The organism is Pseudomonas sp. AC242 (genome assembly GCF_979258655.1).
The window spans coordinates 5,720,982-5,744,244 of record NZ_OZ409873.1 but is presented as its reverse complement, the minus strand read 5'-3'; the positions used below and the strand labels follow the sequence as shown (position 1 = coordinate 5,744,244).

Annotated in this window: 24 protein-coding genes; 11 read left to right on the top strand and 13 right to left on the bottom strand. The window is 59.9% G+C overall.

What is annotated here, in order from left to right:
• Window positions 1–409: 409 nt before the first annotated feature.
• Window positions 410–1,177, bottom strand: coding sequence for a TerC family protein (locus ACZZ0A_RS25915; protein ID WP_007911817.1), 768 nt, complete (start codon window positions 1,175–1,177; stop codon window positions 410–412).
• An 85-nt stretch (window positions 1,178–1,262) separates the two neighbouring features.
• Window positions 1,263–2,570, bottom strand: a complete 1,308-nt coding sequence (locus tag ACZZ0A_RS25910) for a CitMHS family transporter (RefSeq protein WP_007911819.1) — start codon at window positions 2,568–2,570, stop codon at window positions 1,263–1,265.
• A gap of 323 nt (window positions 2,571–2,893) precedes the next feature.
• On the opposite strand from ACZZ0A_RS25910, the gene ACZZ0A_RS25905 reads away from it, so the two are divergent.
• Window positions 2,894–3,295, top strand: a complete 402-nt coding sequence (locus ACZZ0A_RS25905) for a GFA family protein (RefSeq protein ID WP_414916319.1) — start codon at window positions 2,894–2,896, stop codon at window positions 3,293–3,295.
• On the opposite strand, the gene ACZZ0A_RS25900 is transcribed toward ACZZ0A_RS25905, so the two are convergent.
• On the bottom strand, window positions 3,296–3,622 hold the full coding sequence (locus tag ACZZ0A_RS25900) for a DOPA 4,5-dioxygenase family protein (RefSeq protein WP_007911836.1): 327 nt from the start codon (window positions 3,620–3,622) through the stop codon (window positions 3,296–3,298).
• Window positions 3,623–3,705: 83 nt separating this feature from the next.
• Here ACZZ0A_RS25900 and ACZZ0A_RS25895 point away from each other — a divergent pair, with 83 nt between their 5' ends.
• A complete protein-coding gene (locus ACZZ0A_RS25895) occupies window positions 3,706–4,371 on the top strand; it encodes an NAD(P)-dependent oxidoreductase (protein WP_463543908.1) in 666 nt (221 codons plus the stop codon).
• An 80-nt stretch (window positions 4,372–4,451) separates the two neighbouring features.
• On the opposite strand, the gene ACZZ0A_RS25890 is transcribed toward ACZZ0A_RS25895, so the two are convergent.
• Entirely contained in the window at window positions 4,452–5,402 is a 951-nt protein-coding gene (locus ACZZ0A_RS25890) for a choline sulfate utilization transcriptional regulator (RefSeq protein ID WP_007911840.1), read from the bottom strand.
• A 114-nt stretch (window positions 5,403–5,516) separates the two neighbouring features.
• Between ACZZ0A_RS25890 and betC the strand changes: the two genes are divergently transcribed.
• The 3 genes from betC to ACZZ0A_RS25875 all read left to right on the top strand — a co-directional run bounded on the left by betC (window position 5,517) and on the right by ACZZ0A_RS25875 (window position 9,794).
• Window positions 5,517–7,031, top strand: a complete 1,515-nt coding sequence (betC, locus tag ACZZ0A_RS25885; RefSeq protein WP_463543907.1) for a choline-sulfatase — start codon at window positions 5,517–5,519, stop codon at window positions 7,029–7,031.
• Between the two features lie 16 nt (window positions 7,032–7,047).
• On the top strand, window positions 7,048–7,968 hold the full coding sequence (gene choX, locus ACZZ0A_RS25880; protein ID WP_463543906.1) for a choline ABC transporter substrate-binding protein: 921 nt from the start codon (window positions 7,048–7,050) through the stop codon (window positions 7,966–7,968).
• 257 nt (window positions 7,969–8,225) lie between these two features.
• Window positions 8,226–9,794, top strand: coding sequence for a SulP family inorganic anion transporter (locus ACZZ0A_RS25875; RefSeq protein WP_463543905.1), 1,569 nt, complete (start codon window positions 8,226–8,228; stop codon window positions 9,792–9,794).
• A 116-nt stretch (window positions 9,795–9,910) separates the two neighbouring features.
• Here the strand turns inward: ACZZ0A_RS25875 and aroE are convergent, their stop codons facing one another.
• Together aroE and hemF are read right to left on the bottom strand one after the other, a co-directional pair.
• Complete coding sequence (gene aroE, locus ACZZ0A_RS25870; protein ID WP_463543904.1) at window positions 9,911–10,732, bottom strand: shikimate dehydrogenase; 822 nt, start codon at window positions 10,730–10,732, stop codon at window positions 9,911–9,913.
• A gap of 9 nt (window positions 10,733–10,741) precedes the next feature.
• Window positions 10,742–11,656, bottom strand: a complete 915-nt coding sequence (hemF, locus tag ACZZ0A_RS25865; RefSeq protein ID WP_007911850.1) for an oxygen-dependent coproporphyrinogen oxidase — start codon at window positions 11,654–11,656, stop codon at window positions 10,742–10,744.
• Between the two features lie 149 nt (window positions 11,657–11,805).
• Here hemF and ACZZ0A_RS25860 point away from each other — a divergent pair, with 149 nt between their 5' ends.
• Window positions 11,806–12,783, top strand: coding sequence for a quinone oxidoreductase family protein (locus tag ACZZ0A_RS25860; RefSeq protein ID WP_007911852.1), 978 nt, complete (start codon window positions 11,806–11,808; stop codon window positions 12,781–12,783).
• Between the two features lie 64 nt (window positions 12,784–12,847).
• Here the strand turns inward: ACZZ0A_RS25860 and ACZZ0A_RS25855 are convergent, their stop codons facing one another.
• The 4 genes from ACZZ0A_RS25855 to ACZZ0A_RS25840 all read right to left on the bottom strand — a co-directional run bounded on the left by ACZZ0A_RS25855 (window position 12,848) and on the right by ACZZ0A_RS25840 (window position 16,582).
• Complete coding sequence (locus ACZZ0A_RS25855; RefSeq protein WP_007911853.1) at window positions 12,848–13,522, bottom strand: hypothetical protein; 675 nt, start codon at window positions 13,520–13,522, stop codon at window positions 12,848–12,850.
• A gap of 240 nt (window positions 13,523–13,762) precedes the next feature.
• Window positions 13,763–14,320: an L-threonylcarbamoyladenylate synthase type 1 TsaC gene (gene tsaC, locus ACZZ0A_RS25850; RefSeq protein ID WP_007911854.1), complete on the bottom strand. Its 558-nt coding sequence runs from the start codon at window positions 14,318–14,320 to the stop codon at window positions 13,763–13,765.
• A 55-nt stretch (window positions 14,321–14,375) separates the two neighbouring features.
• Window positions 14,376–15,476, bottom strand: a complete 1,101-nt coding sequence (dprA, locus tag ACZZ0A_RS25845) for a DNA-processing protein DprA (protein WP_007911856.1) — start codon at window positions 15,474–15,476, stop codon at window positions 14,376–14,378.
• Between the two features lie 80 nt (window positions 15,477–15,556).
• A complete protein-coding gene (locus ACZZ0A_RS25840) occupies window positions 15,557–16,582 on the bottom strand; it encodes a LysM peptidoglycan-binding domain-containing protein (protein ID WP_007911857.1) in 1,026 nt (341 codons plus the stop codon).
• A 160-nt stretch (window positions 16,583–16,742) separates the two neighbouring features.
• On the opposite strand from ACZZ0A_RS25840, the gene def reads away from it, so the two are divergent.
• The 5 genes from def (at window position 16,743) to ACZZ0A_RS25815 (ending at window position 21,456) form a co-directional block, all read left to right on the top strand.
• The gene (gene def, locus ACZZ0A_RS25835; RefSeq protein ID WP_038359594.1) at window positions 16,743–17,249 is read left to right on the top strand and encodes a peptide deformylase; all 507 of its coding nucleotides are present in this window, start codon (window positions 16,743–16,745) and stop codon (window positions 17,247–17,249) included.
• A 58-nt stretch (window positions 17,250–17,307) separates the two neighbouring features.
• Window positions 17,308–18,267 carry a methionyl-tRNA formyltransferase gene (gene fmt / locus ACZZ0A_RS25830; protein WP_123376028.1) on the top strand — a complete coding sequence of 320 codons (960 nt, stop codon included), beginning with the start codon at window positions 17,308–17,310 and terminating at the stop codon, window positions 18,265–18,267.
• Window positions 18,264–19,574, top strand: a complete 1,311-nt coding sequence (gene rsmB, locus ACZZ0A_RS25825; RefSeq protein WP_007911860.1) for a 16S rRNA (cytosine(967)-C(5))-methyltransferase RsmB — start codon at window positions 18,264–18,266, stop codon at window positions 19,572–19,574. The genes fmt and rsmB overlap by 4 nt, the downstream gene beginning before the upstream one ends.
• Before the next feature lie 22 nt (window positions 19,575–19,596).
• Window positions 19,597–20,973, top strand: a complete 1,377-nt coding sequence (gene trkA, locus ACZZ0A_RS25820; RefSeq protein ID WP_007911861.1) for a Trk system potassium transporter TrkA — start codon at window positions 19,597–19,599, stop codon at window positions 20,971–20,973.
• Window positions 20,974–21,141: 168 nt separating this feature from the next.
• Window positions 21,142–21,456: a tetratricopeptide repeat protein gene (locus tag ACZZ0A_RS25815; protein ID WP_007911863.1), complete on the top strand. Its 315-nt coding sequence runs from the start codon at window positions 21,142–21,144 to the stop codon at window positions 21,454–21,456.
• A 1-nt stretch (window position 21,457) separates the two neighbouring features.
• Here ACZZ0A_RS25815 and ACZZ0A_RS25810 read toward each other — a convergent pair whose 3' ends face one another.
• From ACZZ0A_RS25810 to ACZZ0A_RS25800, 3 genes are all read right to left on the bottom strand, one after another.
• Entirely contained in the window at window positions 21,458–21,697 is a 240-nt protein-coding gene (locus ACZZ0A_RS25810; protein WP_007911864.1) for a PilZ domain-containing protein, read from the bottom strand.
• 73 nt (window positions 21,698–21,770) lie between these two features.
• Window positions 21,771–22,658 (bottom strand): lysophospholipid acyltransferase, encoded by an 888-nt coding sequence (locus ACZZ0A_RS25805; protein WP_463543903.1) that lies wholly within the window; start codon window positions 22,656–22,658, stop codon window positions 21,771–21,773.
• 40 nt (window positions 22,659–22,698) lie between these two features.
• A complete protein-coding gene (locus ACZZ0A_RS25800; RefSeq protein ID WP_463543902.1) occupies window positions 22,699–23,256 on the bottom strand; it encodes a DNA-3-methyladenine glycosylase I in 558 nt (185 codons plus the stop codon).
• Between the last annotated feature and the right edge of the window lie 7 nt (window positions 23,257–23,263).

The window sequence follows — 23,263 nt, the reverse complement described above, 5'->3', positions numbered from 1 at the left end:
CCTCAGAGAGGCAAGTTGACGGTACCGCGCGGTTTCTACGTTTTTGATACTTAAGCTGTAGTTGGCTAACGGTCTGGGCGCCAGCATTGCACAGCTAAAGTGTCGATTGAAACAAAAGTGTCATGAAAAGCGCTTCATACACTCCCTTTAAATCAACGCCGTCTCCTGTGGGAGCTGGCTTGCCAGCGATGGCGTCAGCACAACCAACATTGATGTCGCCTGACACTCCGCTATCGCTGGCAAGCCAGCTCCCACAAGGTCCGCAGTGACTGAATGTTGCACAAACAAATGTGGGAGCGAGCCTGCTCGCGAAAGGGGTGGATCAGCCAACATTTCAGTCGACTGACACTCCGTCTTCGCGAGCAGGCTCGCTCCCACAGGGGGTACTGCGTATTGCCGGACTAGCAGATTACTGGCCCGGGATGTCCTTGCGCAGTTTCACCGGATCTTGCTGCTGTCGCTTCTTGGCCATTGCGCCGCGCAGCTTGATGTTGATCGCCTCAACCGCCAGCGAGAACGCCATGGCGAAGTAGACGTAGCCTTTCGGCACATGCACGTCGAACGACTCGGCAATCAGCACGGTACCGACCACCAACAGGAACGACAGCGCCAGCATCTTCAGCGACGGGTGCTTGTCGATGAACTCGCTGATCTTGCCCGAGGCCAGCATCATCACCAGTACCGCCACAACGATCGCCGCAACCATCACCGGCACGTGGGAAACCATACCCACTGCGGTGATCACCGAATCCAGCGAGAAGACGATGTCGATGATCGCGATCTGGATGATGGTGTAAAGGAAGTTGCCACCCTTGCCACCCGGGGTTTCGTCGCTTTCGTCTTCGCCTTCCAGCGCGTGATACATCTCTTGCGAGCTCTTCCACAGCAGGAACAGACCACCGAAGAACAGAATCAGGTCACGGCCGGAAATGCCCTGACCGAACACTTCGAACAGGTCGGCGGTGAGGCGCATGACCCAGGTGATCGACAGCAGCAACAGGATGCGGGTGATCATGGCCAGGCCAAGACCGAAGATCCGGGTGCGCTGCTGCATGTGTTTCGGCATGCGGCTGACCAGGATCGAAATCATGATGATGTTATCGATGCCGAGGACGATTTCCAGGGCGGTCAGGGTGAAGAAGGCAACCCAGATTTCGGGGTTGGTCAGCCATTCCATGTGTATTCCTTTGAGCGATTGTTAAACCGAAAAAGGTCCGGGCTTCAAACCGCGAAGCCAGGACCCGAAACGGTGAGTCTTGGGCTTATAGAGTGCTGAACACCGGGAAAGTCCCCAACAGCAGCGCAGCAATCAGGATGCAGATACAAACCAGGATCGCCCATTTCAGGGTGAAACGCTGGTGGTCACCGAAATCAATGCCGGCCAGGGCTACCAACAGATACGTCGATGGCACCAACGGGCTCAGCAAGTGGACGGGCTGACCGACGATCGAGGCACGGGCCATTTCCACTGCGGTGATCCCGTAGTGACTGGCGGCCTCGGCCAACACCGGCAACACGCCATAGTAAAACGCATCGTTGGACATGAAGAAGGTGAACGGCATGCTCACCAGCGCCGTGATCACCGCCAGGTACGGGCCGAGGAAATCCGGGATCACCGCCAACAGGCTCTTCGACATCGCATCGACCATGCCGGTGCCGCTCAGGATACCGGTGAAGATACCCGCCGCAAAGATCAGACCGACCACTGCCAGCACGCTACCGGCGTGAGCGGCGACACGATCCTTCTGCATCTGCAGGCAAGGGTAGTTGACGATCATGGCAATACTGAACGCAACCATGAACAGCACCGGCAATGGCAGCAGGCCGGCGATCAGCGTGCACATCAGGCCGAAAGTCAGGGCGCCGTTGAACCAGATCAGTTTTGGACGGCGGGCATCCGGGAACTGCGACACGCTGATTTCGCTGTGATCGATATCATCGCCAACCAGATGCAGCTCACCCAGACGCGCACGCTCACGTTTACCGTAGAAATAAGCGATAACCAGAATCGCCACCACACCAGCGGCCATGGCCGGAATCATCGGCACGAAAATGTCCGACGGATCGACATGCAGCGCACTCGCCGCACGCGCGGTCGGGCCGCCCCACGGCGTCATGTTCATCACGCCACCGGCGAGGATGATCAGACCGGCCATGATCCGCGGGCTCATGCCGATGCGGCTGTACAGCGGCAGCATGGCGGCCACGCAGATCATATAAGTGGTCGCGCCGTCACCATCGAGGGAAACGACGAGCGCCAGTACGGCGGTGCCGACCGAAACCTTCAGCGGGTCACCCTTGACCAGTTTGAGAATCTTGCGCACGGCCGGGTCAAACAGGCCGGAGTCGATCATCAGGGCGAAATAGAGAATCGCGAACATCAGCATCACGCCAGTCGGCGCGAGCTTGGTGATGCCTTCGAGCATCATCGGGCCGATCTTCGGTGCAAAACCGCCGAACAGGGCGAAGACGATCGGGATGATGATCAGAGCGATCAGCGCGGACAGGCGCTTGGTCATGATCAGGAACATGAACGTGATGACCATGGCGAAGCCAAGGAAAGTCAGCATGGGAATACTCCAGGCGTAGCGCGGCTAGTTAAATGAGCAGATCGGACGGGATCAGCGCAGAACGGGAAGCACGAGACGTACGGGCGGAGTGACAGCGAAAAGGCGGGCTACAGAGGACATCAGAATCACCATTGTTGTTGTTAATTGGGCCGTTCGTGCGAGGTATCACACGCGTTGGCCAACCGGTCTGTTGCCGGAAGTGGAGGCGATCCTAATCGGGGAAGCTTTCAGCTACCTTTCGCTTGAGAAAGCTTTGAATGAACGGTCAACCGGCCGTCGGATGCGAACTAGAGTCAATAAACACGGGAAGGGGAGCTTTCGAGATGAGCGAATTGCACAGCGGCGGCTGCCATTGCGGACACATTCGTTATCAGTTCAGCGGGGCCTTGCAGGATATCGCCCATTGCCATTGTTCGATTTGCCGCCGAGTCAGCGGCGGAATCGTCACGACCTGGATCACCGTGCCGGCAGCGAATTTCCAATGGCTGGCCGGCGTGCCTTCGCGATATGACTCGTCGGCCAGTTGCGCGCGGTTCTTCTGCCCGCACTGCGGCGCGCAACTGGCGCTGGTGACATTACTCAGCCCCGAGAGCATCGACGTGACCATCGCCACCCTTGATCACCCAGAGCAGGCACCCGCCGAGCGACACATCTGGACGGACAGCCAATTGCCCTGGCTGCATCTGGACGAGCATCTGCCAGGCGAGGCAGCAGAAACGATTTGATCAAAAAATAGACAGATCCAGCGTTCGGATCGCGCCCATCCAGATCGCGTGCTCCGTATGGTCGAGCAAGTCATCGCCAGTGTCCGGGTGCAGAAACACCACCAAGCCTTTACGGTTCAGCGCCAGCCATGGCAGCACATCGCCAATCAGCTCGGGGCCGAAGGCCAATTGGCAACTCCAGTCCGGATGCGGCCCGACCGGGCGCTCGTGGACGCGGCCCATCTTCAATGAAAACAATTGCGCGGCCTGCTCGCACAAGGCCCGCGCCTGTTCAATGGTGTCGGCGTCAAAATAGACGTGGGCGTGGTAGCCCTTGATCGCTTGCATCGCAAACCCTCGGAAATCGGTTCGAACCCTCGGCGTTGCCCGTATGTCACACGCCATACAAGGGATAAGAAAAGGGATCAGCCATGAAAAATGCCGAAACCCCGGCGGTAAAAGTGGTGCTCTATGGTGCCATGAGTAGCCTGGGCAGCGCGTTGATGGCTGAATTGCTGCGTCGTCAGCACGAAGTCATCGCCATCCTCGACGATTTGACCGCACTCGCGCCGCGTCCTGGATTGCGCACCAAAACGGGCGATTTGTTCGACTCGGAACGGGTCAATCAGAGTGTGGCCGGCAGTTCGGCGGTCATCTGTTTACTGGATGCGCCGGGGTTACCGTTCAGCAGCGATCAGGTTGAACGCTCCGTAGTGCTCGGACCGGTCGAGCAAGTCCTGGCCGTCGACGCACTGGTTGATGGCCTGCAAGCGGCCAATGTGTCGCGGCTGTTTCTGGTGGGCGACTTTGCCGTACTTGATGAGCCGGATGTTGATGATCGCCTGCAACGTCATGCTGCCGAAGAAATTCGCGAAGCCGTGCAAAGCAGCCCGCTGCACTGGACGCTGGTCAATGCACCGCACGGCGTGGCCGGGCTGACCATCGAACATTTCAGTCAAGTCGGCGGCAACCTGGAACCGGGTCTGGCCGAACCGCTGGAGCGGCTGAATCGCGTGGCGGTGGGCATAGCCGATGAGCTAAGGCTGAATTTGCATGTGGGTGAACATGTGAATTTTGTGGCGACTTCAGATTCGTAAAAGATCGCAGCCTTCGGCAGCTCCTACGGGGGACCGCGTTCCAGATGCAGGAGCTGCCGAAGGCTGCGATCTTTTGATCTTCAAACCGCAATCGAAGGCAATGCCAACCCATTGAGCGATTCAGCGCTACTCGCCTGCTCCACCATCAACCAATCGACAAACTGCTGAATCAGAGTGCCCCGGCGTTTGCGTTGCGGCAGCACCACGTAATAACCCAACCGCGACAGCGTCGTTTCAGCAATCGGCCGGCACAACAAACCCTGACTCAGCAAGTTATCCACAAGGTGCCGCCAGCCAATCGCCACGCCTTGCCCGCCAATCGCCGCTTGAATCAACAGCGTGTAATTGTCGAAGCGCAATTGCCCCGGCGCTGGCGGTGTATTGATACCCAGTTCACGGAACAGACCACTCCAGTCAAACCAGTTGCTGCTGTTTTCCCCGCGCAGGTGCAACAACGGAAACTCCAGCAACGCCTGAGCAGGCAAGGGCGGGGCGCGGTCCTTGAGCAATTGCGGACTGCACACGGGGAACACTTCTTCGCTGAACAGCCAATGGCTTTCACCCTGTTTAAAGCGCCCGTCGCCAAACAGAATCGCCACATCGATATCGGTGCGCAGCATGTTGTGGTTGCGTTCGCTGGTCACGAGGCTGACGTCGACCTGCGGATTGGCTTCGTGAAAGCGATGCAGGCGCGGCATCAGCCAATACGCAGCGAAGGCAAAATCAGTGGCAACCTGCAGGACTTCATGTTGCTGCTGTGCGCTGATCGCACTCAATCCTGCATCGATATTCTGCAAACCGAGGTTAACTTGCTCAAACAGTATCGCGCCGACTTCGGTCAGCTCGATGCCACGGTAGATGCGATCAAACAACCGCGTACCAAGTTTTTCTTCCAGCCGTTTGATCTGCTGGCTGATCGCCGGTTGTGTGGTGCCCAGCTCGACCGCCGCCGCGGTAAAACTGCGATGCCTGGCTGCGGCCTCGAAGGCGCGCAGCAGGTCGAGGGACAGATCCCCCAGAGCTTCATACATAAGCTGTGCTTATCCTAGTCATTGTCCGGCGCGGGCTTTACCGAATACAGCATGGACTCCATGCTCGATCGCAGCAATGTCGCATAAATATTCACTATGGAATGCCGCGATCACATGAAGCGCAAGAATATTCTTTTCATCATGGCCGATCAGATGGCCGCGCCAATGTTGCCGATCTACGGCCCGTCGCCAATCAAACTGCCGAATCTTTCCCGCCTCGCCGCCCAAGGCGTGGTGTTCGATGCCGCTTACTGCAACAGCCCGTTATGCGCGCCGTCGCGTTTCACCCTGGTCAGCGGCCAGTTGCCGAGCAAGATTGGCGCCTATGACAACGCGGCGGATTTCCCCGCCGACATTCCGACCTACGCCCACTACCTGCGCCGCCTCGGCTACCGCACCGCGCTGTCGGGCAAGATGCATTTCTGCGGCCCGGACCAGTTGCACGGTTATGAAGAACGCCTGACCAGCGATATCTACCCGGCAGATTACGGTTGGGCCGTGAACTGGGATGAGCCGGACGTGCGGCCGAGTTGGTATCACAATATGTCTTCGGTGCTGCAGGCCGGGCCGTGTGTGCGCACCAACCAGCTCGATTTCGATGAAGAGGTGGTGTTCAAGGCGCAGCAATACCTGTTCGATCACATTCGCGAGGATGGCGATCGCCCGTTCTGCCTGACCGTATCGATGACTCACCCACACGATCCCTACACCATTCCCAAGGCGTTCTGGGATTTGTACAACGATGCCGATATCCCGCTTCCGATCACGCCGGATCAACACGAACTCGATCCGCACTCGCAACGTCTGCTCAAGGTTTACGACCTGTGGGACAAGCCGCTGCCTGTGGATAAGATCCGCGATGCACGCCGGGCCTACTTCGGCGCCTGCAGCTATATCGACGCCAACGTCGGCAAACTTCTGCAAACCCTCGAAGAAACCGGACTAATTGACGACACCATCATTGTGTTCTCCGGTGACCACGGCGACATGCTCGGCGAGAAAGGCCTCTGGTACAAAATGCACTGGTACGAGATGGCGGCCCGTGTGCCCCTGTTGATAAGTGCCCCAGGCCAGTTCGATGCCGGGCGGGTTAGCGCAGCCGTGTCGACCGCTGACCTGTTGCCGACCTTCGTTGAACTGGCCGGCGGAACGCTGGAACCGGGCTTGCCGCTGGACGGCCGCTCACTGGTTTCACACCTGCAAGGGCAGGGCGGCCATGACCAAGTGTTTGGCGAATACATGGCCGAAGGCACCATCAGCCCGTTGATGATGATCCGTCGCGGCGCCTACAAATTTATCTACAGTGAAAGCGACCCTTGCCTACTCTTCGACGTAAATAACGATCCGCGTGAACTGGAAGAACTCAGCCAATCGCCGCAACATCGCCAGCTTTTCGACGATTTTCTCGCCGAGGCGCGAGCCAAGTGGGACATCCCGGCAATACACCGCGACGTCCTCGCCAGCCAACGCCGTCGCCGATTTGTTGCCGACGCATTAACCATCGGCAAGCTGAAGAGCTGGGATCACCAGCCGCTGGTGGACGCCAGTCAGCAGTACATGCGCAACCACATCGACCTCGATGATCTGGAACGCAAAGCACGTTATCCACAACCCTGCCAAAACCAATAATGTTAAGGGGAAGTCCATGCGCAAGTTATCCACAGTAGTGACGGTTGGCCTGATCGCGTTGAGCAGCACTTCGGCCTTCGCCGAGCAGAGCTGCGACACGGTGAAAATGGCTGATCCGGGCTGGAGCGACATCGCCGCGACCAACGCCATCACCGGGTTTCTGCTGGACGGCATGGGCTACAAGGCTAAGGTCGACACCCTCGCGGTGCCGATTACTTTTGGCGGGTTGAAGGATGGCCAAGTGGATGTGTTCCTCGGCAACTGGATGCCGGCGCAGCAGGGCTTCTACGACAAGTTCGTCGCCACCGGCGATGTCACGCAACTGGCGAAAAACCTCGACGGCACCGAGTTCACCCTGGCTGTACCGGATTACGTGTGGGACGCCGGTGTGCATAACTTTGCCGACCTGAACAAATACGCCGACAAGTTCGAGCGCAAGATCTACGGCATCGGCTCGGGCGCGCCGGCAAACATCTCGCTGCAGGAGATCATCAAGAAGAACGACTTCGACATGGGCCAGTGGAAGCTGATCGAGTCCAGTGAACAGGCGATGCTGGCGGAAGTGTCGCGGGCGGTGAAGAAACAGAAATTCGTCACCTTCCTCGGCTGGACGCCGCACCCGATGAACGTGCAGCTGAAAATGCATTACCTGAAGGGTGGCGAGAAATACTTTGGCGAGACTGGCAGCGTGTTTACGTTGACGCGCAAGGGCTACGCCGAGGCGTGTCCGAATGTGGGTAAATTGCTGACCAATCTTTCGTTCACTCAGGAGATGGAGAACAGCATCATGGCTGAGGTGGTGAACAAGAAGGTCACTAATGCCGAGGCGGCGAAGGCGTGGATCAAGGCGAATCCGGCGGTGCTGGACAAGTGGCTGAATGGGGTGAAGACCGTCGATGGCAAGGATGCGTTGGTGGCGGTCAAAGCCAAGCTCTGATCGTGGGATTGCTGGAATTGTGCACTGCTTGAGATTTTTGCCGCCTCACCCCAGCCCTCTCCCCCAGAGGGGGCGAGGGGGAAAGGGAGCCGATATTTGTTGCATTCAAAACTTGCGTTCAACTTTGAAATCGCAGGTTGATGAATCTCTGACAGACACCTCGGTCAGTCCCCTCTCCCTCTGGGAGAGGGCTAGGGTGAGGGGCCTTTCCCCTGACACCCTGATAACCTTGAATAAAACCCCAACCGCGAGGACCCATGGCCTTCCCCAGCCGCCACTCTCTCTTCCCCTTCCTCACCTGGCTACCGCGACAAACCCGCGCCAGCGTCGGACGGGATCTGATCGTCGGCCTCAGCGGTGCGATTCTCGCGTTACCCCAGTCGATTGCCTACGCGCTGATCGCCGGCCTCCCACCTGAATACGGCCTCTACGCCGCGATCATTCCGGTGTTGATCGCCTGCCTGTGGGGCTCGTCATGGCATTTGATCTGTGGCCCGACGGCGGCGATTTCGATTGTGCTGTACGCCAGCGTCAGTCCCTTGGCCGTGCCAGCCTCGCAGGACTACATCACCTTGATCCTGCTGCTGACGTTCCTGGCCGGGATTTTCCAGTGGCTGCTCGGTTTGCTGCGCTTCGGTGCGCTGGTGAATTTCGTTTCGCATTCGGTGGTGCTGGGATTCACCCTCGGCGCGGCGGTGGTGATTGCCATCGGGCAGTTGCCGAATCTGTTGGGACTGGAATTACCGGCGAAAGCCACGGCGCTGGCGAGTCTGATGGATCTGCTGCAGCACCTCAGGGCTGTGGATAAACCGTCGTTAGTTCTGGGCGTAGCCACGGTGGTGGTCGGCGTGATGCTGAAACAACTGCTGCCACGCTGGCCAACGCTGTTGATCACATTGGTGCTGGCCAGTCTGCTGGTGTGGCTGTGGCCGGCGATGTTCGGGCATGTGCATCTGGTCAGCGCGTTTGTCGGGCGCCTGCCGCCGTTCAGTGGCTTGCCGCTGGATCTGGATTTGATCCTGCGTTTGCTGCCGAGCGCCGTGGCGGTGGGCATGCTCGGGCTGGTCACCAGCCTGTCGATCGCGCGCTCGATTTCCGCTCGGTCGCAACAGTTGCTCGATGCCAATCAGGAAGTTCGCGCGCAGGGTTTATCGAACATCGTCGGGGCGTTTTTTTCCGGGTCGCTGTCAGCCGGATCGTTTACCCGTTCGGGGTTGAGCTACGAGGCGGGCGCCTGTTCGCCATTGGCCGGGATCTTTTCAGCGATCTGGGTGGCGTTGTTTGCGATTTTCGGCGCCGGTCTGATTTCGCACATTCCCATTCCGGCAATGGCGGGCAGCATTCTGCTGATCGCCTGGGGCCTGGTCGATCATCGCGGCATTCGCGCGTTGCTGCGAGTCAGCCGTGCCGAGTTCGTGGTCATGGCGCTGACTTGCCTGGCGACATTGCTGCTGGAATTGCAGACGGCGATTTATGCCGGGGTGCTGGCATCACTGTTCTTCTACCTCAAGCGCACTTCGCAACCGCGTGTGCAGCATTGGCGCGACGGTGAGGATGATGTTTTGCGCGTCGGCGGCTCGATCTTTTTCGGCGCCAGCCATTACCTGCAAGTGCGCCTGCAGCGCCTGCACGGCGCGCGGGTGGTGATCGAGGCGCAGCAAATCAACTTCATCGACTATTCGGGGGTGGAGATGCTGCATCAGGAGGCGCGGCGTTTATTGCGCCAGAATCGCAGCCTGACCTTGCGCCGGGCGCGGCCGCAGGTGGTGGAGGAATTAAGGAAGCTTGAGGGGCCGGAGAAATGTCCGATCCGGTTTGAGGATTGATTGGCGATCGAGGTAATCCTTGTGGGAGCGAGCCTGCTCGCGAAGACTGCGGCACATCCAACATTGATGTGTCAGACAGACCGCTTTCGCGAGCAGGCTCGCTCCCACATGGGTACTTATTGGGCCAGTTGTCGACGCAACTCGGCGAGTACTGGCGCCGTATCAGGGCGTACACCGCGCCACAGGAAAAACGCCTCGGCCGCCTGCTCCGCCAACATCCCCAAGCCATCCATCGATACCGCCGCGCCATGCTCAGTGGCCCAACGGCAGAACGCTGTCGGCTCCTTGCCGTACATCATGTCGTAGCACAGGGTCTTGCCCGGCTCGATCAGGCTCGGCGCAATCGGCGGCACATCACCGGTCAGGCTGGCAGATGTAGCGTTGATGATCACGTCCACCGGCTCGCGCAACCAGTCGAAACCACTGGCTGACACCGGCCCGAGGTCGCAGAACAACTCGGCCAGCAATTCAGCCTTGTCCACCGTGCGATTGGCGATGATCACCGACGCGGGCTTCTCCGCCAGTAACGGCTCCAGCGCACCGCGCACCGCGCCACCGGCACCCAGCAGCAGAATACGTTTGCCGGTCAGGCTGAACCCGGCGTTCACCGTCAGATCACGCACCAGTCCGGCGCCGTCGGTGTTGTCACCCAGCAGCGAGCCGTCCGCCATTTTGCTCAAGGTATTCACCGCACCGGCGCGCTGCGCACGAGCAGTCAGGCTATTGGCCAAACGGTAAGCGTCTTCTTTGAACGGCACGGTAACGTTGGCACCGCGACCGTCCTGGAAAAACGCCGTGGCGCAGCCGGCGAAATCATCAAGCGGCGCCAGCAGCGTGCAGTAGTCGAGGCTCTGACCGGTCTGCGCAGCGAACAGTTTGTGAATCATCGGCGATTTGCTGTGGCCGATCGGGTTACCGAAAACGACGTAACGATCCATCAGAAATCCTCAGGCTTCGCCTAACCAGTCGCGGTCTTGCAGGAAGTACTCGGTCAGACGCGCTTCTTCGCTGCCAGGTGCAGCCTTCCAGTCATAACCCCAGCGCACTTGCGGCGGCAGCGACATCAGGATCGATTCGGTTCGCCCGCCCGATTGCAGGCCGAACAGCGTGCCACGGTCGTACACCAGGTTGAACTCGACGTAACGGCCACGGCGGAATTCCTGGAATTCACGCTGCTGCGCGGTGAAAGCATCGTTTTTACGGCGCTGCACGATCGGCAGATAGGCGTCGATGTAAGCGTCGCCGATGGCGCGCATGAAGGCGAAACTGGTGTCGAAGTCCCACTCGTTCAGGTCATCGAAGAACAGACCGCCGATGCCGCGCGGTTCGTGGCGATGCTTGATGTGGAAGTAGGTGTCGCACCAGGCTTTATAGCGCGGGTAGACATCCGCCCCGAACGGCGCGCAAGCCTGCTCGGCGACGCGGTGCCAGTGGATGCAGTCTTCTTCGTTGCCGTAATACGGGGTCAGGTCGAAGCCGCCGCCGAACCACCAGACCGGCTCTTCACCTTCCTTCTCGGCAATGAAAAAACGCACGTTGGCGTGGGAAGTCGGCACATGCGGGTTGTGCGGGTGGATCACCAGCGACACGCCAAGCGCTTCGAAACCGCGACCGGCCAATTCCGGGCGATGGGCGCTGGCTGAAGGCGGCAGGCCGCTGCCAAAGACGTGGGAGAAGTTGACGCCGCCCTTTTCGATCACCGTACCGTTCTCGATCACGCGGGTGCGACCGCCACCGCCGGCGGGCCGGGTCCAGGCGTCTTCGACGAAGCGCGTGCCGCCGTCCTCGGTTTCGAGAGCCGCGCAGATGCGGTCTTGCAGGTCGAGCAGATAGGCCTTTACGGCGTCGGTGCGGGTCGTCATGGCTTCACCTTGAATCGGGCGGCGCCCCGCAGGCGGGCGACGCAAATGGGCGCGTAGCATACCACCGCACAACGACCCGCCGCAGTTGACGAAGATCAAGCATGGGAGTTGGATAGGGGGCTCACAAAAGACCCAAGGAGAGCAGGCAAATGGCAAAGCGTATCCAGTTCCGCGCCCACGGCGGCCCCGAAGTGCTCGAATATGTTGACTATCAACCCGCCACCCCCGGCCCGAATCAGGTACGCGTTGCCAACAAGGCCATCGGCCTGAACTTCATCGATACCTATTTCCGTAGCGGCCTGTATGCGCCGCCAGCCTTGCCGTCCGGCCTGGGCGCTGAAGGTGCGGGCATCGTCGAGGCCGTGGGCAGCGACGTCACCCGCTTCAAGGTCGGTGATCGCGTGGCCTACGGCAGCGGCCCGTTGGGGGCCTACAGCGAATTGCATGTGCTGCCCCAGGACAATCTGGTGCACCTGCCCGACGAAATCAGCTTCGAAACGGCTGCCGGGGTCATGCTCAAAGGCCTGACCGTGCAGTATCTGTTGCGTCAGACTTATGAGCTCAAGGGCGGTGAAACCATTCTGTTCCACGCTGCGGCAGGGGGTGTCGGTTCGCTCGCCTGCCAATGGGCCAAGGCCTTGGGCGTAAAGCTGATCGGCACCGTCAGCTCCAAAGAAAAGGCCGAGCTGGCCAAGGCCAATGGCGCCTGGGCGACCATCGATTACAGCCACGAAAACGTTGCGCAACGCGTGCTGGAGTTGACCGATGGCAAGAAAGTCCCGGTGGTCTATGACGGCGTCGGCAAGGACACCTGGCTGACCTCTCTCGACAGTGTGTCGCCGCGCGGTCTGGTCGTAAGCTTCGGTAATGCTTCCGGCGCGGTGGACGGGGTCAATCTGGGCATTCTTGCCGCCAAAGGCTCGCTCTACGTAACCCGGCCGACACTGGCAACTTATGCCAACAATGCCGAAAACCTGCAGCGGATGGCCGATGAATTGTTCGAGATGATCATCAGCGGCAAGTTGAAGGTGGACATCAGCCAGCGTTATCCACTGGCTGATGCGGCGAAGGCGCAAACCGAACTGTCGGCACGCCGCACCACCGGTTCCACCGTCCTGCTGCCTTGATACCTCCCGGCGTCCTGCCAGTCAGGGTTTCAGATCCATGACTGACAGGACGCTTCGAGCGTGCTCAGTACTTCTGTGGATGAGCCGCCGACGGTCTTGGCGTCCGATGACCGACAGTCGCGGAATCAGGCTGTTGCAACGCTGCGAGGATTTGCCGCCACTCGGCTGACAGCACCCAGTAATCCCCGCGTGCGCGCTGTTCGATATGCATGGGATTGGAGGCAACCGGCATCAGACCGAAACGCTGGTACAGGCGCAGCTGCGATGCCCTGCACAACGCAGTGACACCTTGATAGCCCTGTTTTATGGCCCACTCGGCAGCGGCCGCCATCAGACTGTCGACGGCAATAGGCTGTTCGCTGGGCGCGTACGAGATCAAGCGACTGAGTTCGACATGGCGTGACAACGCCACCGTGGGCGAAACATGCTGCTGCGCCAGTGAAGCCCACTCGAACGGCGCCGGAGTGGCCCTCAATACCGCCAGCAACTGATCGTGCCGATACAACAGAAAGTGGGTACTTCGCGGCCGTGTCGCCAGTCGGGTTTCGAGCATCCGCGCCCTGGACGTCAGCATGTAATGCTGCAGCCGAAGCCGAAATTGCCGTTCGATAAACCGATCGAACACTTGGGTATCCGACCCCGCTTCAAGCATCACGATCCGGCATCCCTCCTGATGACTGTTTAACGTCACCTGAAGCGTCTGCAAGTATTCCGTGAGTTGCAAATCCGTAGTGTCCATTCTTTCTCCGCAGACCTTAACTTATCGAAGTGTTTCGAGTGCAGGGAAAGGATGGTTGCTTTTGGCGATACCGCCACGAAACGCGGTCTGATAATCAGGTGGGAAAATTCAGTTAATTCAGATAGTTGATGATTTTTCCGACGCAACAACAAGCATCATTGCAGGATAAATCGCAGGCACGCGTAGTACTCCTCGCCGTCAAGGCGAGGAGTACTCACGTTACTAATGTTAGAGGCTGGATCAGTCGGGACGGATGACTTTGCCGGTCGCCAGATCACGAATCACGCTGGGGTTCTTGCGCCCACCCAGTTGCCCGCCCAGTATCAGATCGATCTGCCCACGGAAATATTGCTCAACCCGCAAGCGGGTGCGCGCTGCCGGGCGCCCCTGTGGGTTGGCAGAGGTCGAAATCAACGGCCCGACCATCGAGCACAGATCGCGCACCTGCGGGTGATCACTGACCCGTAGCGCCACGGTGTCGTGCATACCGGTCACCCATTCGGGCAACAAACCTTGATGCGGCACCAGCCAAGTGTTCGGCCCCGGCCAGGTGCTGGCCATGCGGTCGATCCACTCTGGCGGGAAGTCTTCGAACAGAAAATCGAACTGGCGAATATTGTCGGCAACCAGAATCAGCCCTTTGACCACCGATCGATTCTTGATCGCCAGCAACCGATCCACGGCCTCTTCGTTCCATGGGTCGCAACCCAGCCCCCAGACGGCTTCGGTTGGATAGGCAATCACCGCCCCGGCGCGAATCTCTCGTGCGGCTTGTTGCACACGCCAACTGTTGACCATGAAAAAACTCTCCGCAATCAGGTTTCGCGCAGTTTACCGATCTTCCTTGTAAAACCTAGCTTGTCCTGGCCAACCAGCGACCGTTTTCGCATACCGCGCGGCCGTCCATTTCCAGTTCGGTGAGTGCCGCCAGCACTTTCGGTAACGCCCAGCCGCTGCTGTCGGCCAAGCCTTCGCTGGTGTGCGGCGCGGCGTGCAGCAATATGAGCAATGGATGATCGACTTTCGCGGTGTCTGCGGACAATGGCAAATGCTGCCAGCCACGCAGGGCTTCGAGGATGTGCTCGATGGTTTCCACCAACACCGCGCCGTCGCGAATCAATTGGTGACAACCGCGCGCGCCGGGGTGATGAATCGAGCCGGGAATCGCATACACCTCGCGCCCCTGTTCGGCTGCCAGCCGCGCAGTGATCAATGAACCGCTGGCAACGCTGGCCTCGACCACCAGCACTCCCAGAGACAATCCGCTGATGATCCGGTTACGACGCGGGAAGTTGCTCGCCGTCGGCCCGGCATCCAGCGGAAACTCCGAAAGCACTGCGCTGCCGGACGCGATCATCGCGTCAGCCAGGCGCCGATTGCGCTGTGGATAAAAATTTTCCAGCCCGGTACCCAACACACCGACGGTCAAGCCACCGACATCCAGTGCCGCCTGATGCGCAGCGGCATCAATGCCCAGTGCCAGACCGCTGGTGATGACAAAACCGGCCCCGGCGAGGCTGCGGGAAAACGCCGCTGCCGTGTCCATTCCCGGACGCGAAGCGCGTCGGCTACCCACCATTGCCAGTTGCGGTTTTTCCAGAATCAGTGGATCCCCGGCGACAAACAGCAACGGCGGTGGATCCGGAATCTGTGCCAGCAGCGCCGGATAATCCGCCTGATCCCACATCAGCAAATGATGATCCGACCGCTCTAGCCAGCGCATTGCATGGCTCGCGCCATCGCGCACCTCAGGACAGCGTCGCGCTTCGGCGCAGGCCGCCGGCATTCCCAGCGAGCGCCAGGCACTCGCTGGCGCGCTGATGGCTTTGGACGCCGAGCCGAAAGCTTCGAGCAATTTGGCAAACCGCTTCGGACCGATGTCCGGCAAGCGGTGCAGGCGCAGACGCGCTTCCAGTTCCGCTGGCGAAACCGGCGTGCAGACAGACAGCATCATGGATCATCCTTGATCGTTATAAGTCCCGAACCATTCGGAACAAGCTGTGGATAACTCTGTTGGTAACTTGTGAAGCAAGCTTACGGATTTCGCACCTTGTCGAGCACCGCCAGCGAGCGCGATGCGTTGAGCACGAGGCCATAGCTGAGTTTGTCGTAGGTGCGGAACACCATCAGCAAACCGGCGCGCTCATCGGGAATTTTCAGCGGCTGACCGGTGATGCGATCACGCACGGTTTCGCCGGTTTTCATCACCACCAACACGTTGCCTTCGGCCAGACCGTCGCGCTTGCCCTTGTTCAACGTGACCACGTCCATCACGCCAATCTGGGTAACACCGCGCGGCACATCGATGATCACTCCGTTGATGTTGGTCGTTGGTGCGCTGGGCATGAAGGTCGAGTTGATCGAGCGCTCTTCGCCGCTGAACAAACGATCGCCGAGGCGTACTTCCTGAGTGGTGCGTTGCAGGGCGAGAGTGGCGACGTCGCCTTCGGTCGCGACAATCTCACCGCCACCGATGTCGTCGGCATTGATCCCGAGGAACTCCTTGGTCTGCGGATCGGTGTAGACCTTGCCCTGACGGAAGATGCCGTAGACCGGTTGATCGGGGTCGAAATGGCCGCGAGCGAAGATGCGGTCACCGGTACCGCTGAGCACGCGTTCGGCATCGCCGGCGACGATGTACGGCGCCTTGTCGAAGTCCTCGGCCTTGTCGACGATGCGATTGCTCAGCAGAAAGCTGTTGATGGATTTCAGCGGAATGCTCGGAATCGCCTCGGCCACCGGGCTGGTACGGATCCGTGGCGAGAGCTTGATGGTGCCGCGCGACTCGCCGCGATTGACGGTCAGACGCGGCTGACCGTCGACATAACTGAGGGTCAGCGTGTCGCCGGGATAGATCAGGTTGGGGTTTTCAATTTGCGGATTGGCCCGCCACAGTTGTGGCCACTGCCAGGGCTCGCGCAGGTATTTGCCGGATATGTCCCAGAGTGTGTCCCCCGAAACCACCGTGTATTGCTGTGGAAAACCATCCCTGAGTTGCACTTGCCCTTGCACCACGCCGGCCGAAGCCAACAGCAGCAGGGCGAGTAGTGTTTTCCTCATGCAGTGAATCCCTTTATCATGTGCATTCGCGTGAACCGTCAGAGCCCCCGTGGCTCGCTTGTGCAAAATGCACAAGCTACGCTTCACAACGGTAGCCTGCATCTTCGGACCTGCCAGGCCATCGCCCGACTTTACTCAACGTGTGCAGCAATCAAAGCCTATGGCCATTTTAAACATCCTCGAATTCCCGGACCCGCGTCTGCGCACTATCGCCAAGCCTGTGGCTGTAGTGGACGACGAAGTGCGTCAGTTGGTCGATGACATGTTTGAAACAATGTATGAAGCGCCGGGCATCGGCCTTGCCGCGACCCAGGTCAACGTGCACAAACGTATCGTCGTGATGGACCTTTCCGAAGACCGCACCGAACCGCGGGTGTTCATCAACCCCGAGTTCGAATCGCTGACCGAAGAAATGGACCAATACCAGGAAGGCTGCCTGTCGGTACCGGGCTTCTATGAAAACGTCGACCGCCCGCAAAAGGTCAAGATCAAGGCGCTGGACCGCGACGGCAAGCCTTATGAGCTGATCGCCGAAGGCCTGCTCGCGGTGTGCATCCAGCACGAATGCGACCACCTCAACGGCAAATTGTTCGTCGATTACCTGTCCACGCTCAAACGCGACCGGATCAAGAAGAAACTGGAAAAGCAGCACCGCCAGAACGCTTGATGCCCCTCCTTCAAAGGCTTGCTGCGGCAAGCCTTTTTCTTTTTATGAGACGCCCTTCATGACTGAGCCACTGCGCATCGTTTTTGCCGGCACCCCGGAATTCGCCGCCGAACACCTCAAGGCCCTGCTGAACAGCCCCTACGAGATCGTTGCGGTCTACACCCAACCGGATCGCCCGGCCGGTCGCGGGCAAAAACTGATGCCCAGCCCGGTCAAGCAGCTCGCCCTGGAAAATAATATCCAGGTGTTGCAGCCGCCGACTTTACGCAACCCTGAGGCTCAAGCTGAACTGGCCGCGCTGAAACCGGACTTGCTGGTGGTGGTCGCCTACGGCCTGATCCTGCCGCAAGTGGTGCTGGATATTCCGCGTCTGGGCTGCATCAACAGCCATGCCTCGTTGCTGCCACGCTGGCGCGGTGCGGCGCCGATCCAGCGCGCCGTCGAACACGGTGATGCCGAGAGCGGCGTTACCGTAATGCGCATGGAGGCCGGCCTCGACACCGGGCCGATGTTGCTCAAGGTCGTCACGCCGATCACCGGTGAAGACACTGGCGGCTCCTTGCATGATCGTCTCGCCGAGATGGGTCCGCCGGCCGTGGTGCAAGCGATTGCCGGTCTGGCTGCTGGCACGCTGGAAGGCGAAGTGCAAAACGACGAGCTCGCCACCTACGCGCACAAGCTCAACAAGGACGAAGCACGCATCGACTGGAGCCGCCCGGCGGTTGAGCTGGAGCGACTGGTGCGCGCCTTCAACCCATGGCCGATCACCCACAGCACCCTTAACGGTGAAGCACTGAAAGTTCTGGCGGCGACGCTTGCCGAGGGCAATGGCGCGCCGGGTGAAATCCTCAGCGCCAGCAAGGACGGCCTGGTCGTCGCTTGCGGCGAACAAGCGCTGTGCCTGACCCGTCTGCAATTGCCTGGCGGCAAGGCACTGAACTTCAGCGACCTGTTCAACAGCCGCCGTGAGAAATTTGCTCTCGGCACCGTACTCGGCGCAGCGGTGGACGCGCAATGAACCCGCGTCTGGCCGCCGCCAAGGCACTCGCCGCCGTGCTCAGCGGCAAAGCCTCGCTGAACAGCTCCCTGCCGACGCAACTGGACAAAGTCGAGGATCGCGATCGCGGTTTCACTCAGGATCTGGCGTTCGGCACTGCGCGATGGCAGCCACGCCTGTCGGCGCTGGCGGAAAAACTGCTGCAGAAACCGTTCAAGGCCGCCGACGCCGATGTCGAAGCGCTGCTGCTGGTCGGTCTCTACCAATTGCTCTACACCCGCGTGCCGGCCCACGCCGCCATCGGCGAAACCGTCGGTTGCGCCGACAAGTTGAAAAAGCCGTGGGCCAAAGGCCTGCTCAACGCCGTGTTGCGCAACGCCCAGCGCGAAAGCGAAACAATTTTCGCCGAACTGGAACGTGATCCGGTGGTGCGCACTGCTCACCCGCGCTGGCTGCAAAAATCCCTCAAGGCCTTCTGGCCTGAGCAGTGGGAAGCCATTTGCGAAGCGAACAATGCGCATCCGCCGATGATTCTGCGGGTCAACCGCCGCCATCACAGCCGCGACGCCTACCTTGGTCTGCTGACCGAGGCGGGCATTGCTGCGACGCCATGCGTTTACAGCCGCGACGGCATCATTCTCGAAGCCGCTGCCGACGTGCGCAGCCTGCCAGGTTTCGCCGAAGGCTGGATCAGCGTGCAGGACGAGGCCGCGCAACTGGCTGCCGATCTGCTTGATCTGGCGCCGGGCCAACGCGTGCTCGACGCCTGTTGCGCCCCTGGTGGCAAGACCTGCCACATTCTCGAAGCCGAACCGGCGCTGGCCGGCGTGGTAGCGGTGGATCTGGAAGCCAAACGACTGGTGCGGGTTAAGGAAAACCTTGAACGCCTTGGTCTGAATGCCGAACTGATCGCCGCCGACGGTCGCGACACCGAGAAATGGTGGGACGGCAAACCGTTCCAGCGCATCCTGCTCGACGCACCATGCTCGGCCACTGGCGTGATTCGCCGCCATCCAGACATCAAGCTGACCCGTCAGCCCGACGACATCGTTGCCCTCGCGCAATTGCAAGGCGAGCTGCTCGACGCCATGTGGAAAACCCTCGAAGTCGGCGGCATCCTGCTGTACGCCACCTGCTCAACGCTGCCGACCGAAAACACTGAAGTCATCGCTGCGTTCCTCGAGCGCACCCCGGGTGCCCGCGAACTGGATCTGGCCACCACGGCCGGGATCAAACAGCCCCATGGTCGCCAATTGCTGGCCCAACAGGGCGGGCATGACGGGTTCTACTACGCCAAGCTGATCAAGATCGCTGCCGCGCGCGGCTAAACGGATTCAACGGAGTGACTGGATGAAAATCATCATCCTCGGTGCGGGACAGGTCGGCGGTTCGCTGGCCGAGCATTTGGCCAGTGAAGCCAACGACATTACGGTGGTCGACACCGACGGCGAACGCCTGCGCGACCTCGGCGACCGCCTCGACATCCGCACCGTGCAGGGCCGTGGCTCGCTGCCGTCGGTGCTGCGTCAGGCCGGTGCCGACGACGCCGATATGCTGGTGGCGGTGACCAACAGCGACGAGACCAACATGGTCGCCTGCCAGGTGGCCCACACCCTGTTCCACACCCCGACCAAAATCGCCCGGGTGCGCGAAGCGTCTTACCTCAATCGCGAGGAACAGCTGTTCCAGAACGAAGCGATTCCGGTCGACGTGTTGATCAGCCCCGAGCAAGTGGTGACCAACTACATCAAGCGCCTGATCCAGCATCCCGGCGCTTTGCAGGTGATCGATTTCGCTGAAGGCGCGGCGCAACTGGTGGCGGTGCGCGCCTATTACGGCGGGCCGTTGGTGGGTCAGCAACTGCGTCAGTTGCGTGAACACATGCCGAACGTCGAGACCCGCGTCGCCGCAATTTTCCGCCGTGACCGACCGATTCTGCCGCAGGGCGATACGGTGATCGAGGCCGATGACGAAGTCTTCTTCATCGCTGCCCGTGAGAATATTCGCGCAGTGATGAGCGAAATGCGCCGCCTCGACGAAACCTACAAACGCATTGTCATTGCCGGTGGCGGGCAGATCGGCGAGCGTCTGGCCGAGGCCATCGAAAGCCGTTATCAGGTGAAAATCATCGAGATGAGCCCGGCGCGTTGCCGTTATCTCTCCGACACCCTCGACAGCACCGTGGTGTTGCAGGGCAGCGCTTCTGACCGTGATTTGCTGCTGGAAGAGAACATCGCCGACGCCGACATTTTTCTCGCGCTGACCAACGATGACGAAGCCAACATCATGTCGTCGCTGCTGGCCAAACGGCTGGGGGCGAAAAAGGTCATGACGATCATCAACAACCCGGCCTACGTTGATCTGATCCAGGGCGGCGACATCGACATCGCCATCAGCCCGCAGCTGGCGACCATCGGCACGCTGCTGGCCCACGTGCGCCGTGGCGATATCGTCAGCGTGCATTCATTGCGTCGCGGTGCCGCAGAAGCGATCGAGGCGATTGCTCACGGTGATGCGAAGTCGAGCAAGGTCATCGGCAAACCGATCGAGAAGATCGGGCTGCCGCCGGGCACCACGATTGGTGCGGTGATCCGCAATGAACAAGTGATCATTGCCCACGACGACACGGTGATCGAAGCGGGCGACCATGTGATTTTGTTCCTTGTGGATAAAAAGCATATTCGCGATGTGGAGAAGCTGTTCCATGTGGGGTTGAGCTTCTTCTGATCCTGAATGAGCGGTGCCTTCATTGGCCCCATCGCTGGCAAGCCAGCTCCCACAGGGTTTTTCGGTTGTTCACAAATGTGATGTGCACCCGAGATCCTTGTGGGAGCTGGCTTGCCAGCGATGGCGGTATCGCAGATCTTTCTGACGCGCTAGAAAAGGAACCCACCGATGCTCGAATCCCTGGAAAAAATGCTCGCCAAGGGTGTGGATAACTCCCTGCTGCGCTTCGGCCTGGGCAAGGGCTATCTGGATCTGGGCGAAAACGCCAAGGCCGCCGAGCATTTCCAACGCTGTGTCGCCTTCGACCCCAAGTATTCGGCCGCATGGAAACTATTGGGCAAGGCGCATCTGGCGCTGGGCGATCACGCCGCCGCGCGGCAAGCGTGGGAACAAGGTCTGGAAGCGGCCCGCGCCCATGGCGACAAGCAGGCCGAAAAGGAAATGACGGTGTTTCTGAAGAAGCTGGATCGTCAGGCGCAGTAAATCAAAGGTAGCGAAGTCCGATACCGTCGGCATCTACCGTCACCACTTCCATACGCACCCGCGGCGCGCCTGTGGGTAACCCCTGCACCTGGCCGTAAACCACTGCACCTTTGGGCAAAGAAGCCAAAACCGGATGCTGCACAAACACCCCGGTGGGCGACAGATTGCGCGTCTGCCCGAGGCATTCGCCAAAGCTGTCGTGGGTAATCTTGATGCGGAAAGATTTGCGGTGTTCGGACATCTTGTTGCGCCCTTTGATGAACGGTTGTGGATAACCTCACCAGAGAAGTTATCCACAGATCATGCCAATCAGCTCAATACCAGCGCTCTTCGCCCGGCGGACGCTTTTTGAAGCGCTTCATGCTCCACATGTACTGGCTCGGATACGCTGCCACATAACGCTCGACGACTTTGCTCATCGCTGCGCAGGATTCGGCGGTATCGGTGCTGTACATGGCTTCTGGCGCGGCTTCGAGGATCACTTTGTAGCCAGATCCATCGGGCAGGCGCAACGCATGCAGGAACACGCCGACGGCTTTGCCACCGGCCAACATGTTCGGCACGAATTTGCTGGTCAGCGCTTGCGTGGCGAAGAACGGCACGAAGATCCCGGCGGATTCGGCCGGTTCCGGGTCAGCGGGAATGCCCACTGCACCACCTTTGCGCACTTCCTTGATGACGCTGAGGATGCCTTCCTTGGTCGACGCGGCGACTTTGTTGCCCAGTTGCACGCGCTGTTTGCGCAGCAATTCATCCACAGCCTTGAGCTTCGGCGGACGGTAGAAAATGATCGGCTTACACTGGCTGCAATAGAAGTGATTGAGCACTTCCCAGTTACCAAGGTGGCTGGTGATGCCGACTACGCCTTTGCCCGAGGCCAGAGCGTCTTTCAGCACGTCGAGGCCTTCGACTTCGCGCACCAGGTCGATCGAGCGCTGCGCTGGCCAGATCCACGCGCAGGCGCTTTCGGTCAGCGACTTGCCGATGTCTTTCAGGCTCTGCCCGACCAGACGCTCACGTTCGGCCGTATCCATCTGTGGAAAACATTTCGCTAGGTTGATCCGCACCACGTCGCGGGAGCGGTTGGGGGTTTTCCACATGATCCAGCCGATCGCCGAACCCACGGCCTGCACGGCCCGCCATGGCAGCAGGGCAAACAGCCGCAGAGCGCCTACCAGCAAGGCGCCTTTAAACTTTTCCACAGGTCACTCCTGATCTTGTGCGGTGCGCGAGGCGGCCATTCTAACCGCCGTTGACGAGCTGCGCGTAGCGGTCGCAATCCTGAGTGTGATCCATGACCATGCCCGAGGCTTGCATCAATGCGTAGCAAATGGTCGGGCCGACGAACGTGAACCCGGCCTTTTTCAAGGCTTTGCTCATCGCCAGCGCTTCGGGGGTGATCGCCGGGACTTCGCTGCGATCCTTGAAATGATTGATGATCGGTTGGTCACCGACGAACGACCAGAGGAACGCCACCGGGTCCTCCAGCGCCAGCCAGGCCTGGGCATTACGGCGGGCGGCATTGAGTTTGAGGCGGTTGCGGATGATCCCCGGATCGAGCATCAACTTGTCGATTTCGGCGTCGCTCATCTGCGCCACGCGCTGTACGTCAAAGCCGAACAACACCTCGCGATAACGCTCGCGTTTGCGCAGCACGGTGATCCAGGACAGCCCGGCCTGGAACCCTTCGAGCAAAAGCAACTCGAACAAACCCTGCGCATCGCGTAGCGGCGTGCCCCACTCCTGGTCGTGATAAGCCATGTACAGCGGATCTTCGGTACACCAAAAGCAGCGTGGCATAAGGCTC